At 68.8% G+C, this 12,346-nt stretch carries 12 protein-coding genes and 1 tRNA gene; 4 read left to right on the forward strand and 9 right to left on the reverse strand.

All coding sequences use genetic code 11. The features are described 5' to 3' along the window. Positions 1-48: 48 nt before the first annotated feature. Genes ACIBJH_RS19205 through ACIBJH_RS19215 form a run of 3 tightly spaced genes read right to left on the reverse strand, consistent with a single transcriptional unit; the run spans position 49 to position 3,307 of the window. Positions 49-963, reverse strand: coding sequence for a carbohydrate ABC transporter permease (locus ACIBJH_RS19205; protein ID WP_399118017.1), 915 nt, complete (start codon positions 961-963; stop codon positions 49-51). Beyond that, on the reverse strand, positions 960-1,988 hold the full coding sequence (locus tag ACIBJH_RS19210) for a carbohydrate ABC transporter permease (protein WP_399118018.1): 1,029 nt from the start codon (positions 1,986-1,988) through the stop codon (positions 960-962). Before ACIBJH_RS19210 ends, ACIBJH_RS19205 begins: the two co-directional genes overlap by 4 nt. Then, positions 1,985-3,307 carry an ABC transporter substrate-binding protein gene (locus ACIBJH_RS19215; protein WP_399118019.1) on the reverse strand — a complete coding sequence of 441 codons (1,323 nt, stop codon included), beginning with the start codon at positions 3,305-3,307 and terminating at the stop codon, positions 1,985-1,987. Before ACIBJH_RS19215 ends, ACIBJH_RS19210 begins: the two co-directional genes overlap by 4 nt. A 330-nt stretch (positions 3,308-3,637) precedes the next feature. Here ACIBJH_RS19215 and ACIBJH_RS19220 point away from each other — a divergent pair, with 330 nt between their 5' ends. Both ACIBJH_RS19220 and ACIBJH_RS19225 read left to right on the forward strand, forming a co-directional pair. Beyond that, on the forward strand, positions 3,638-4,693 hold the full coding sequence (locus tag ACIBJH_RS19220) for a LacI family DNA-binding transcriptional regulator (RefSeq protein ID WP_399118020.1): 1,056 nt from the start codon (positions 3,638-3,640) through the stop codon (positions 4,691-4,693). A 30-nt stretch (positions 4,694-4,723) separates the two neighbouring features. Beyond that, positions 4,724-5,500: a serine/threonine protein kinase gene (locus ACIBJH_RS19225; RefSeq protein ID WP_399118021.1), complete on the forward strand. Its 777-nt coding sequence runs from the start codon at positions 4,724-4,726 to the stop codon at positions 5,498-5,500. Positions 5,501-5,752: 252 nt separating this feature from the next. On the opposite strand, the gene ACIBJH_RS19230 is transcribed toward ACIBJH_RS19225, so the two are convergent. The 4 genes from ACIBJH_RS19230 to ACIBJH_RS19245 all read right to left on the reverse strand — a co-directional run bounded on the left by ACIBJH_RS19230 (position 5,753) and on the right by ACIBJH_RS19245 (position 8,593). Beyond that, a tRNA-His gene (locus tag ACIBJH_RS19230) sits at positions 5,753-5,825 on the reverse strand. Positions 5,826-5,906: 81 nt separating this feature from the next. Further along, a complete protein-coding gene (orn, locus tag ACIBJH_RS19235; RefSeq protein ID WP_262057976.1) occupies positions 5,907-6,509 on the reverse strand; it encodes an oligoribonuclease in 603 nt (200 codons plus the stop codon). A gap of 123 nt (positions 6,510-6,632) precedes the next feature. Beyond that, positions 6,633-7,895 (reverse strand): helix-turn-helix domain-containing protein, encoded by a 1,263-nt coding sequence (locus ACIBJH_RS19240; protein WP_399118022.1) that lies wholly within the window; start codon positions 7,893-7,895, stop codon positions 6,633-6,635. A 377-nt stretch (positions 7,896-8,272) separates the two neighbouring features. Then, positions 8,273-8,593 carry a hypothetical protein gene (locus ACIBJH_RS19245; protein WP_399118023.1) on the reverse strand — a complete coding sequence of 107 codons (321 nt, stop codon included), beginning with the start codon at positions 8,591-8,593 and terminating at the stop codon, positions 8,273-8,275. Between the two features lie 313 nt (positions 8,594-8,906). On the opposite strand from ACIBJH_RS19245, the gene ACIBJH_RS19250 reads away from it, so the two are divergent. Together ACIBJH_RS19250 and ACIBJH_RS19255 are read left to right on the forward strand one after the other, a co-directional pair. Beyond that, positions 8,907-9,434 (forward strand): universal stress protein, encoded by a 528-nt coding sequence (locus tag ACIBJH_RS19250; protein ID WP_019065779.1) that lies wholly within the window; start codon positions 8,907-8,909, stop codon positions 9,432-9,434. A 117-nt stretch (positions 9,435-9,551) separates the two neighbouring features. Then, positions 9,552-10,124, forward strand: coding sequence for a GPR1/FUN34/YaaH family transporter (locus tag ACIBJH_RS19255; protein ID WP_399118024.1), 573 nt, complete (start codon positions 9,552-9,554; stop codon positions 10,122-10,124). 125 nt (positions 10,125-10,249) lie between these two features. Here the strand turns inward: ACIBJH_RS19255 and glmS are convergent, their stop codons facing one another. After that, the gene (gene glmS, locus ACIBJH_RS19260) at positions 10,250-12,067 is read right to left on the reverse strand and encodes a glutamine--fructose-6-phosphate transaminase (isomerizing) (RefSeq protein ID WP_399118025.1); all 1,818 of its coding nucleotides are present in this window, start codon (positions 12,065-12,067) and stop codon (positions 10,250-10,252) included. Between the two features lie 12 nt (positions 12,068-12,079). Next, the gene (locus ACIBJH_RS19265) at positions 12,080-12,337 is read right to left on the reverse strand and encodes a hypothetical protein (protein WP_019065776.1); all 258 of its coding nucleotides are present in this window, start codon (positions 12,335-12,337) and stop codon (positions 12,080-12,082) included. Positions 12,338-12,346 lie beyond the last annotated feature (9 nt).

Consider the following 12,346-nt stretch of genomic DNA (forward strand, 5'->3'; position numbering starts at 1 on the left):
GGGGAGGAGAAGGGGCCGAGTCGGCGATGCCCGGCCCCGGATCGGGCGTCAGCCCTTGACCGCGCCCTGCATGATTCCCCCCACGATCTGCTTGCCGAAGAGCAGGAAGGCGATCAGCAGGGGCAGCGTGCCCAGCAGCGCGCCCGCCATGATCACCGACTGGTCGGGGATGTAGCCGGTGCCCAGGGAGTTCAGGGCGACCTGGACGGTGGGGTTCTGCTGGTTGAGGGCGATGATCGGCCAGAGGAAGTCGTTCCAGGCCATCACGAAGGTCAGGAGGCCCAGCACCGCCATGGCCGGGCGGGCGGCCGGGAAGACCACGTGCCAGACCACCCGGAGGCTGCTCGCGCCGTCCACTCTCGCCGCCTCGATCAACTCCGTCGGCAGCGCCTGCACCAGGTACTGGCGCATGAAGAACGTACCGAAGGCGCTGACCAGCGTCGGCAGGATCACCGTCTGGAGGTGGTTCGACCAGTGCAGGTCCGCCATCCACAAGTACAGCGGTACGACGGCCAGTTGGGGCGGGATCATCATCGTGCCGATGGTCAGCAGGAGCAGGGTGCTGGAGAACCTGAACTTCAGCTTGGCGAAGGCGAAACCCGCCAAGGTGGAGAACAGCACCGTGCCGATGGTGATCGTGCCCGCGACGACCGTGGAGTTGAACATCGCGGTGCCCATGCCGGCCTGGTCCCAGGCCGTCTGGAGGTTCTTGAACAGGTTCCCGCCGAACCACAGCGGCGGTGGCGTCTGGGCGAGCCGCGTGTTGTTGCGCGAGGCGGCGATCGCCGTCCACACCAGCGGGGCCAGCGAGATCAGCGCGAAGACCACCAGGACGACGTAGGTCATCGGGCCCGCGTGCATCTGCTTGCCCGCGCCCATCACCCGGCGGCGCGGGGCGTGTTGCGTCCGTACGGGCAGGCCGGGTATGGCGTCCTGAGGGGGTGTCAGTTCGCTTGTGGTCATTGGGACTTCCTCAGCCGTCGGGTGAACAGCAGGTTGATCGCGGCGACGATCAGCAGGATCAGGAACATCGACCAGGCGATCGCGGACGCCTTGCCGAGGTTGCCGATGATCCAGCCCTGGTCGTACATGTACAGACCGAGCGTCTGGTACTGGTGCTCGGAGCCGCCCTTCGAACCGCTGACCCCGCCGAACAGCAGCGGCTCGCCGAAGAGTTGGGTCGCGCCGATGGTGGAGACGACCACCGTGAAGAGGATGGTGGGGCGCAGCTGCGGGACCGTCACGTGGCGGAACTGCTGCCAGCGGTTGGCGCCGTCGATCGCCGCCGACTCGTAGAGGTCGGCGGGTATCGCCTGCATCGCCGCGAGGTAGATCAGCGCGTTGTAGCCCGTCCAGCGCCAGATCACGATCGACGACACCGCGAACTGCGAACCCCAGGTCGACTCACGCCAGTTGACGGGATCGACCCCGACGAAGTGCAGCAGCCAGTTGACCATGCCGCCGTCCCACGAATACAGCAGCGTGAAGACGAGGGTCGCCGCGGCCACCGAGGTGGCGTACGGCGTGAGCATCACGACCCGCCACACGGTCGAGCCGCGCAGCCGGTAGTTGAGCAGATGCGCGATCCCGATCGCCATCAACAGCTGCGGCACGGTGGAGATCAGACCGATGGTGAACGTGTTCTTCAGAGCGTTCCAGAAGAAGTCCGAGGACAGCAGGTTCCGGTAATTGTCCAGCCCCGCCCACGACTTGTGGTCCAGCGACGACAACTGCACGTTGTGCAGCGAGTACCAGCCCGTGTAGAGGAGCGGGATGAGGCCGAAGGCGCCGAAGATGATGAAGAACGGGGAGATGAACGCGTACGGCGACGCCTTCATGTCCCAGCGGTACAGCCGGCTCCGCCACGAACTCGGGCCGGGAGCCGGCGTACCGCGACCGCCGGCGCCGCGGGCCGCGCCCGGCTGGTCGCCGGGCGCGGCGCCGGAGCCCGGCGCGGTGTGTGCGAGGGCCTGCTTGGAGCTGCTCACTGCCCGAGCACGTCCTTGATCTCCTTGGTGGCGGCGCTCCATCCCTGGGCCGGGGTCTTGCCCTTCTGCTCCACCTGGAGGATGCCGATGTCAGTGATCGCGGTACCGATCGGCTGGTCCTTGATGCCGAAGGTCTGCACCGGGATCGTCTTCGCCGAGTCGGAGAAGATCTGGGTGATCGGCGCGTTCGAGAAGTACGTCGTCGTGGCGGCGGCCGGCTTCAGGTTCGGGTACGCCGCCGGGGTGGACGGGAAGCTGGCCTGCTTGGCGAAGACCTTCTCCTGCTGCTCCGGCGCGGTCAGCCACTTCGCCAGTGCCACGGCGTCGGCCTGGTGCTTGCTCGCCGTCGGAACGCCGAGGAAGGAACCGCCCCAGTTGGCCGCGGTCGGCGCCGCCGCCACGTCCCAGTTGCCGCTGCCGGAGGTGCCGGCCTTCTCCTGGATGTAGCCCATCATCCAGGCGGGGCAGGCCACCGTCGCGAAGCTCGCGTTGGCGAAGCCCTGGTCCCAGGTCGGGTCGAACTGCTTCAGCTTCGCCGACATGTTGCTGGTCGCCACCGCCATCGCCGCGTTCCAGGCCGCCTTCACACCGGTCGACTTGTCCCAGATGACGTTGCCGTCCTTGTCGTAGTACCGCTGGCTCTCGCCGCCGATGGCCGCGTTGTAGACGGAGGACGCGGAGTCCACGAACTTGGTGCCCTTGGGCGCCTTCTTCATGTAGTCCTTGCCGACGTCGACGTACTTCGTCCAGTCGCCCTTCCACAGGGCGGCGAGCTGGGTGCGGTCGGTGGGCAGACCGGCCTTCTTGAAGAGGTCCTTGCGGTAGCAGATCGCCATCGGGCCGGTGTCGGTGCCGAGGCCTATCTGCTTGCCGTCCTTGGTGGTGGCCTGGGCGTTCTTCCAGGGCAGCCACTGGGACTTGTCGACGTCCTTGCCGAGGTCGACGAACTTGTCGGCCTGCGTCTGGACGGCCTCGGTGATGTTGCCGACCTCGATGGCCTGGATGTCGTCGGTGCCCGCGCCGGCCTGGAGCCGGGTGAGGACCTTGGGCCAGTACACGTCGGTACGGGTGGTGACGTCCTCCTTGATGGTGATGTTCGGGTGGAGCTTCATGTACGCGTCGTACAGACCGGCCTGCTTGTAGCCGAAGACGCCGAAGGTACCGACGGTCAGCGTGGTCTTGCCCTTCGAAGTGCCGCCGCTCGAATTCGACGAGGTGTCGTTCGAGTCGCTGGAGCAGCCGGCCAGCACCCCTGTGGTCAGTGCGGCGACGGCCGCGAGGGCCATCAGCCGATGGGACCGTCGGGTACTCGTGCGCATTGCGTCCTCCTGTTGCCTGACGTGCCGACCCCCCGGCCAACTGCATTGTTGGGCCCGTTAGTTCACGCTGCGGCTCGGGCGGGGAACGTGCGGGATGTGTATGTGTCAGGTACCGTGGGAGCGCTCCCACCGGTGATGTGTTGAAGAGTCGTCGGTTCGCGCGGGGGTGTCAAGGGACCGGACGCGGAGAGATGCGTTCAGTTATTCGTCTGTTAGCTAACCGAGCGGGAGGCGGGGATTCGGCCGGAGGCGGGCCCTCGCACGCCCCTCTTCCCTGATCAGGACTGTTACATTCCAGGCCAACGGGTGGGTCTACAGGAGGCGGAGCCAATGGCAAGCCACGGAGCGCGGGGCCGGAGCGGCGGCCGGCCGACCTTGGAGGAGGTCGCGGCGCGCGCCGGAGTGGGCCGCGGCACGGTCTCCCGGGTGATCAACGGTTCGCCAAGAGTCAGCGACACGACCCGCGCGGCGGTGGAAGCGGCGGTCGCCGAACTCGGCTACGTCCCCAACACGGCCGCCCGCGCCCTCGCCGCGAACCGCACCGACGCCATCGCCCTCGTCGTCCCCGAGCCCGAGACCCGCTTCTTCGCGGAACCGTACTTCTCGGACATGCTGAAGGGCGTCGGCTCCGAACTCTCGGAAACCGAGATGCAGTTGCTGCTCATCTTCGCGGGCAGCGACCGCGAACGGCAGCGCCTCGCCCAGTACTTGGCCGCACACCGCGTGGACGGCGTCCTGCTCGTCTCCGTCCACGCGGACGACCCGCTACCGGACTTGCTGGCGCAACTGGAAATCCCGGCGGTGATCAGCGGCCCGAGGTCGGCGGCGGAGACGTTGACGTCCGTCGACTCGGACAACTACGGCGGCGCCCGCTCGGCGGTGGAACACCTGTTGGTTCGCGGCCGCACCCGCATCGCGCACATCACCGGCCGCCTCGACGTCTACGGCGCTCAGCGCCGCGTCGACGGCTACCGCGAGGCGCTGCTCGACGCGGGCCACGAGGTGGACGAACACCTCATCCAGCCGGGCGACTTCACGGAGGAGGGCGGCCGCCGGGCGATGAAGGAACTGCTCGCCCGCCGCCCCGACGTCGACGCGGTCTTCGCCGGCTCGGACGTCATGGCGGCCGGCGCCCGCCAGGTCCTCCGGGAGGAGGGCCGCCGTATCCCCGACGACGTGGCCCTCGTCGGCTACGACGACTCCGCCATCGCCCGCCACATGGACCCGCCCCTCACCAGCGTCCGCCAGCCCATCGAGGAGATGGGCCGCGCGATGATCGACCTGCTCCTGGCCGAGATCGCGGACCGGCGTCCGGCCACGTCCCGGGAACTTGAACGCCGACAGGCGGTACTGGCAACGGAGTTGGTGACGCGAGCGTCTTCATGAGGGAGCGGTCGCTCGGCCAAGCTGTTGCCCGTGACTTCCCACCCCCTCCTGTCCGTCGCCGAAGTCCCCGCCGTCGAGCCGTACCTCCGCACGGTGGGCGAGGTGTTCCGCGTCTTCCGCGAGCAGGACTCGGGATGCGTCTCGTGCGGCGTCCAACTCCCGGACGGCGAGCGCTGGTTCGTGAAAGAGGCGACAACTGCCGCCGCCCAGACCTCACTTGACCGAGCCTGGGCCTTCCACCAGGCGGTACGGCACCCGGCGATCGTCCCGCAGCCGCACCGGATCGCCGTGGCGGACAGTGGCCGTACGGCGGCCGTCATGCCCTGGCGCCACGGCGAGTCCCTGTACGGCCCCGCCCGCGCCCGTTTCCACGCGCTGCCCCTCGCCTCCGTCCTGCGCGCGGTCGACCGGGTCCTGGACGCCCACCTCGCGGTCGAGGCCGCGGGCATGGTGGCGGTCGACCTCTACGACGGCGCGTTCCTGTACGACTTCGGCGGCGACCTGCTCCACCTCATCGACCTCGACGAGTACCGCCCCGGCCCCTTCGTCCTCGACGCGGACCGCCTCCCGGGCTCGGCCCGCTTCATGGCCCCCGAGGAGTGGTACCGGGGCTCCGTCATCGACATCCGTACGACGGTCTACGCCCTCGGCCGCAGCGCCCGTCTCCTCCTCGATGGCGGCGAGCGCCGGGCCTGGCGCGGTACGGCGGGTCAACTCGCCGTACTGGAAAGGGCGACCCGCACCGATCCCGCCGAACGGTTCGCGGGCGTACGGGAGTTCATGGAGGCGTGGCGCGCTGCCGTCTGAGAACCCCGTTGCACCGGGCGGCGAATGGAGGGGCGGGGGAGGACAGGACCGTGGCCATTTCCCTCGCGTGTGCCCGGCTCAGGGGGACGAGATCCGGCCGGGCGGTGGTGACGACTGCGGCGACTTGGGCGCGGTGGACGCGGTGTGACTGCCTTGTGACAACCGGTGGCGGGTGGTTCCCGCCGTGTTCCCGCGAGGCGGAAACGGATCAAGGGCCGACCCGTTCCTACGGGTCGGCCCTTGATCTTCGAGGGTGAGTGACGGGACTTGAACCCGCGACTTCCTGGACCACAACCAGGTGCTCTACCAGCTGAGCTACACCCACCATGCCCGGTCGTTCACTCTGCGAGTTTCCGACCGGCCGAGAAAAAGTGTACAGGGTCCGAAGGGGTGCTCGCGCCCGCCTTTATCGCGCGGGCTGGACGTGCTTCGCGGCGATCGTGCGGGCGGTGTCGGAGTCGGGGCCGGGCTGCGGGACGAAGATCGCCTCGCGGTAGTAGCGCAGCTCCGCGATGGACTCGCGGATGTCGGCGAGGGCGCGGTGGTTGCCCTTCTTCTCGGGGCTGTTGAAGTACGCCCGCGGGTACCAGCGGCGGGCCAGCTCCTTCACCGAGGAGACGTCCACGATGCGGTAGTGGAGGTACTCCTCCAGGGTCGGCATGTCACGGAGGAGGAAACCGCGGTCGGTGCCGACCGAGTTGCCGCACAGCGGGGCCTTGCCCGGCTCCTTGACGTGCTCCCGGATGTACGCGAGGACCAGCTCCTCCGCGTCGGCCAGCGTCGTACCGCCGGCCAGCTCGTCGAGCAGGCCGGACGCGGTGTGCATCTGGCGTACTACGTCCGGCATCGTCTCCAGCGCCTGGTCCGGCGGGCGGATGACGATGTCCACCCCTTCACCGAGCACGTTCAGCTCGGAGTCGGTGACGAGGGCGGCCACCTCGATGAGAGCGTCATCCGACAGCGAGAGGCCGGTCATCTCGCAGTCGATCCACACCATGCGATCGTTCATGTGTCTAACCTTAAGGTGCGCGTTGCTCGGCTGAGCCAACCGTGCGGTGACCTTGTGGTGCGGGGGGCGCGCGAAAGCCCCCGGAGATCTCCTGACGGAGACCCCCGAGGGCGTGCTCTGGTGCTACGTCGCGCTGCGCTGGCCGGGCAGGCTCGCCGCCGTACGACTCGTGGCGTACGCCTCACGGCCGTTCTCCGCCGCCGTAGCGGAGGAGGCCGCCGCGGACAGCGCGCTCGCCGCCGTACGACGGGTCTGCATCGGGACCGGGCCCTCCGGGTGGAGCGAGGGCGGCAGGCCCGCCGGGCCCAGGGACGACGGACCGCCGGGCTGGCCCGGGGCGCCGTCGCCGTCCAGCTGCTTGTCGCCCTGGGGCCTGCGGGCGCGGTACGCGGCCCGGTAGGCGGCGGGCGACGAGCCCAGCTGGCGGCGGAAATGACCGCGCAGCGCCACCGGTGAGCGGAAGCCGCAGCGGCCCGCGACCTCGTCCACCGAGTAGTCCGACGTCTCCAGCAGGCGCTGCGCCTGGAGCACCCGCTGCGTGATCAGCCACTGCAGGGGAGCGCTCCCGGTGAGCGAGCGGAAGCGGCGGTCGAACGTACGCCTGCTCATGTACGCGCGTGCCGCCAGCGTCTCCACGTCGAACTGTTCGTGGAGGTGCTCCAGCGCCCAGGCGACGACCTCCGCGAGCGGGTCGGCGCCGATCTCCTCTGGTAAAGACCGATCGAGGTAGCGCTCCTGACCGCCGCTTCGGCGCGGGGGGACCACCAGGCGCCGGGCGAGCGCGCCGGCCGCCTCGTTGCCGTGGTCCGTCCGCACGATGTGGAGACAGAGGTCGATTCCGGCCGCCGTACCGGCGGACGTCAGTACGTCTCCGTCGTCGACGAAGAGTTCCCGTGGATCCACGTGCACCGACGGATAGCGCTTGGCCAGCGTCGGCGCGTACATCCAGTGGGTGGTCGCGGGACGGCCGTCCAGCAGGCCCGCCGCAGCCAGCACGAACGCGCCGGTGCACAGGCCGACTATGCGGGCCCCTTCTTCGTGCGCCCGGCGCAGTGCGTCGAGCGCCTCCTCCGGCGGCGGCGCGGTGATCGACCGCCAGGCAGGCACGACGACGGTGCCCGCCCGCGAGATCGCCTCCAGACCGTGCGGTGTGGTGAGTTCCAGCCCGCCGGTGGTGCGCAGCGGGCCGTCCTCTCCACCGCACACAAGAAGGCGGTAGCGCGGAACTCCGGCGTCCTGCCGGTCGATTCCGAACACCGACAGCGGTATGGAGCTCTCGAAGATGGGGCCGCCGCTGAACAGCAGCACCGCGACGATCTCCTTGCGGCGTCGCCCGGAAAGCTTCCGGGCCGCGGCTTCCGGCGCGGCAGTGGAGTCGTGGCTCATACTGCTAAGCCCCCCTCGGTGGTCGCGGCTCCTCGGTTGTGTCGCTCCTGCACGTTTCCCCTCGGTCCTGCACGAGTCCCCCGCCGTAAGACGTCAAGATCGAATCTACTGTGTCCAGTGGTGCCGGGGTGACCAGTTCGGCAACCGGCACATTGTCGACATGGCAACTTGGCGTGAAGCATTCGATCACGAAGCGTTGCACTCGTGGGCCGTGCAGGGAAGTGCGCCTCCCCGTAGTGGCCAATCCCCGTAGGGTGCGCAGGGCCTCCCAGACCCTTTCGGTGCAGGTGGAACGAGGGTTGGGGGGTGGTTCGGACAACAGATGCACGGTGGCCGGAAGTTGGCTGAAAAGCGTCGGGCGCGTGCGCGGAAACCGGTCAGTCGACCGGTGCGCTTCCTCCGGCGTGCCGACCGCCCCGGTGCGCCCCCGCCGCCGCCCGGTGGCGATGGCCGCGGTGCGGGGACTCCTCCTCGTCCAGCAGCCGGGCCGCGCCCCGCTCGGAGCGGCGCAGCAGCACCCGGCAGGCGGCGGTGACGGCCGCGAGACCGAGGGCCGTGCCGGCGGCGCCGGCGAGCGAGGTGCCGTACCAGAGGAGGACCAGGGGGACGAGGACACAGCTGAAGACCGCCCAGCGGACCACATCGGTGGCGGTGTCCGGGCCGGGGTGTGCCTCGGAGGTCGTACGGTGTCCGGACATGGCGTGCTCCCTGGGGCGGCGGTTCGCCGGGTTCAACGCTTGTTCGATGCGTCGGTCACTGTAGGGCAGCCCATGGGTGGACGCGGGGATAAGTGAATCCTGTGCAAACCGCCTGTACGGGGCAGCAACCATTGCGTTACGGGCGCCCCCTCGTGCATGCTCCGGGGAACTCCGCCGGAGCGTGTGCGGGATATGGGCTAAGGAGGACTGGCGCCGTACCCTTGGGGGTATGGGGTTGGGAAGATGATTCCCGGACACAGCTCCGCCGCACACTGTTGTCCCCTCCCAAGAGGATCAAAAAGCCGAGACATCCATGGCCGGTCACGAATCTTTCGAACCCGCGGACCGCAAGCGGCCCGTCGCCGATCCCACGGCGGCCGAGCCCCTGGCGGCGGAACAGCCACGTCATTCCTGCGATCCCGCCTTCAAGCACGGCGTCGTCGTCGGTTTCGACGGCTCCACGTCCAGTGAGCGTGCCCTCGCCTACGCCATCGGCATGGCCCATCGTTCGGGCTCCGGCCTGGTCATCGTGCATGTCGCCAACCGGCTGCCCACCACGGTGTGGGCGGGCTGCGAGCCACCGGTCTTCGTCGATGTGCCGGACCACCGCACCGAGGTGCTGGGGCTTGAGCTGGCGTGTGCCGAGTACCTCGCCGAAGTGCCCTGGATCCTCGTCGAGCGCGGTGGCGACATCTGCCACGAACTCGAAGAGGTGGGGCGGGAGTACGAGGCGGACGCGATCGTCGTGGGCTCGACCCACGGCATCGTCGGACGCATCTTCGGCTCCGTCGCGGGGCGGCTCGCGAAGCGGGCGCAGCGGCCCGTCGTCGTCATCCCCTAGCTCCGTAGCGCGGCTGGATTCCTTCTGAATTCGCTGTTGTGCAGAGGTGTTTGTGTCCTTGTGAAGGGCATATATCGGTCACACCGCACAACCGCACATGCATGAAGGGAGCCCGCCGTGGACAATGACGTCTCCGCGGGAAGCACGGGAAGCACCACCTCGGTCGTCGGCCGACTCGCCCTGGGAATCACCCTGTTGGCCTTCGGGCTCGGGTACACGGATGTCATCAACGGAGTGTCGGCGGCTGACGCCGTGTCACTCGCTCACTACGTAGGCGGAGTTGCGCTCTTCGTCGCCGGGCTGTTCGCGTTCCGCGACGGGGACTCGGCGAACGGTACGGCGTTCTCGGCGTTCGGCGCGCTCTGGTTCACCTGGGCTGTCAGCGCGGGCAACTCCGTGTCGGACAACGCGGCGGGGTTGTTCCTGGTTCTGTTCGCTCTCGTCGCGCTGTCGGTGACCCTCGCGGGTGGGGATCAACTCACTCAGGGCACCTATGGGTTGTTCTTCGTCTCCCTTGTGCTGCTTGCCATCGCGCAGTTCGCCGGTAACGACGGGCTGGGCAAGGTCGGGGGGTGGTTCGGTGTCGCTGCGGGGGCTGTTGCCTGGTACTCGGCGACTGCTGCGTTGGCTCACTGGCCGACCGTGCTTCCGCGGCGGGCTGCTGGTCGGGGCGTGACGGCCACCAGTTGACCGGCAGTTGGGAAGGCCCCCCACGTGTATGAGGCACACGTGGGGGGCCTTTCGGTTTCGTTGGCCTCTGCCGGCCGGTGGGGGCTGGTCGCGCAGTTCCCCGCGCCCCTAAAAGCAAAAAACCTCTACTCGACCGTGACCGACTTGGCGAGGTTCCTCGGCTTGTCGATGTCCCGCCCGAGCGCCAACGCCGTGTGATACGCGAGGAGTTGGAGCGGAATGCCCATCAGGATGGGGTCCAGCTCGTCCTCGTTCTTCGGGACCAGGATCGTCTGGTCGGCCTTTTCCTGGTGCTGGTGGGCCACCGCCAGGATGCGGCCGCTGCGGGCCTTGATCTCCTCCAGGGCGGCGCGGTTCTTCTCCAGGAGGTCGTCGTCGGGGACGATCGCCACCGTGGGGAGGGCGGGCTCGATCAGGGCGAGGGGGCCGTGCTTCAACTCCGAGGCGGGGTAGGCCTCGGCGTGGATGTACGAGACCTCCTTGAGCTTGAGGGAGGCCTCGCGGGCCACCGGGTAGCCGCGGACTCGGCCGATGAAGAGCATCGAGCGCGCGTCGGCGTACTCGGCGGCCAGCTTCTTGATCTCGTCCTCGCGGTCGAGGATCTCGGAGATCTGGGCCGGCAGCTTGCGCAGGCCCTCGATGATGCGCTTGCCGTCGCGGACCGAGAGGTCGCGGGTGCGGCCGAGGTGGAGCGCCAACAGGGCGAACGCCACTGTGGTGTTGGTGAAGCACTTGGTCGAGACGACACAGACCTCGGGGCCCGCGTGGACGTACATGCCGCCGTCCGCCTCGCGGGCGATCGCCGAGCCGACGACGTTCACCACGCCCAGGACGCGGGCGCCCTTGCGCTTCAACTCCTGGACCGCGGCGAGGACGTCGTAGGTCTCGCCGGACTGGGAGACCGCGATGTAGAGGGTGTCGGGGTCCACGACCGCGTTGCGGTAGCGGAATTCGGAGGCCGGCTCGGCGTCCGCGGGGATGCGGGCCAGCTCCTCGATCATCTGGGCGCCGATCATGCCCGCGTGGTACGAGGTGCCGCAGCCGAGGATCTTGACGCGGCGGATCTGCCGGGCCTCGCGGGCGTCCAGGTTCAGGCCGCCGAGGTGCACGGTGGAGAAGCGGTCGTCGATGCGGCCGCGCAGCACGCGGTCCACGGCGTCGGCCTGCTCGAAGATCTCCTTGTGCATGTAGGTGTCGTGGCCGCCCATGTCGTAGGAGGCGGCCTCCCACTCGACGGTGGTCGGCTCGGACGTGGTGCGGGTGCCCTCGGTGGTGTATGTCCGGAAGTCGTCGGCCTTGAGGGTCGCCATCTCGCCGTCGTCGAGTGTCACTATCTGGCGCGTGTGGGTTACCAGTGCGGCGATGTCCGAGGCTACGAACATCTCCTTCTCGCCGATCCCGAGGACCACCGGGGAGCCGTTTCGAGCCACCACGATGCGGTCGGGGAAGTCGGCGTGCAGGACGGCGATGCCGTACGTCCCCTCGATCACCCGGAGCGCCTGGCGGACCTTCTCCTCCAGGGTGTCCGCCTGGGAGCGGGCGATGAGGTGGGTGAGGACCTCGGTGTCGGTCTCGGAGAGGAACTCGACGCCGTCCGCTTCGAGCTTCTTCCGGAGGTCCGAGGCGTTGTCGATGATGCCGTTGTGGACGACGGCGACCTTGCTGTCGGCCGACAGGTGCGGGTGGGCGTTCACGTCGGACGGGGCGCCGTGCGTGGCCCAGCGGGTGTGGGCGATGCCGGTGGTGCCCTTGAAGCGCGCCGGGACCTTGGCCTCCAGGTCACGGACCCGGCCCTTGGCCTTGACCACCTTCAGGCCGGCCGTCTTGGGGGCCGTGATGGCGATGCCCGCCGAGTCGTAGCCGCGGTACTCCAGCCGCTGCAGCCCCTCCAGCAGCAGCGGAGCAACGTCACGCTTGCCGATGTATCCGACGATTCCGCACATATATAGGTATTCCTAGCCGTAGACGATGCGGCGCAGCTGCCTGAGCGTGAGCTCCGGCGGTGCGACCGCCCGGTATTTCAGGTCCGCCTCGATCCGGTCGAAGATCGTCGCGTTGACCAGGCCCTGGGCCTGGAGCTCGCGGTGGCGGCGACGGACGTAGTCCTCGGTCGTCTCGTCGAAGTACGCGAGCACGTCCTGGATCACCCGCAGCGCCTCGCCCCGGTTGAGGGTCGTGGAGCGCGTCAGATGATCAACGAGTTCGTCGTGCACCCGGTTGAT

The sequence above is a fragment of the Streptomyces sp. NPDC050548 genome (assembly GCF_044457385.1).
GTDB lineage: Bacteria > Actinomycetota > Actinomycetes > Streptomycetales > Streptomycetaceae > Streptomyces.

Excerpts from the sequence above, each read along its gene's own strand:
- ACIBJH_RS19205 (WP_399118017.1), bottom strand. The coding sequence starts at position 963 with ATGACCACAAGCGAACTGACACCCCCTCAGGACGCCATACCCGGCCTG.
- ACIBJH_RS19215 (WP_399118019.1), bottom strand. The coding sequence starts at position 3,307 with ATGCGCACGAGTACCCGACGGTCCCATCGGCTGATGGCCCTCGCGGCC.
- ACIBJH_RS19220 (WP_399118020.1), top strand. The coding sequence starts at position 3,638 with ATGGCAAGCCACGGAGCGCGGGGCCGGAGCGGCGGCCGGCCGACCTTG.
- orn (WP_262057976.1), bottom strand. The coding sequence starts at position 6,509 with ATGAACGATCGCATGGTGTGGATCGACTGCGAGATGACCGGCCTCTCG.
- ACIBJH_RS19240 (WP_399118022.1), bottom strand. The coding sequence starts at position 7,895 with ATGAGCCACGACTCCACTGCCGCGCCGGAAGCCGCGGCCCGGAAGCTT.
- ACIBJH_RS19245 (WP_399118023.1), bottom strand. The coding sequence starts at position 8,593 with ATGTCCGGACACCGTACGACCTCCGAGGCACACCCCGGCCCGGACACC.
- ACIBJH_RS19250 (WP_019065779.1), top strand. The coding sequence starts at position 8,907 with ATGGCCGGTCACGAATCTTTCGAACCCGCGGACCGCAAGCGGCCCGTC.
- glmS (WP_399118025.1), bottom strand. The coding sequence starts at position 12,067 with ATGTGCGGAATCGTCGGATACATCGGCAAGCGTGACGTTGCTCCGCTG.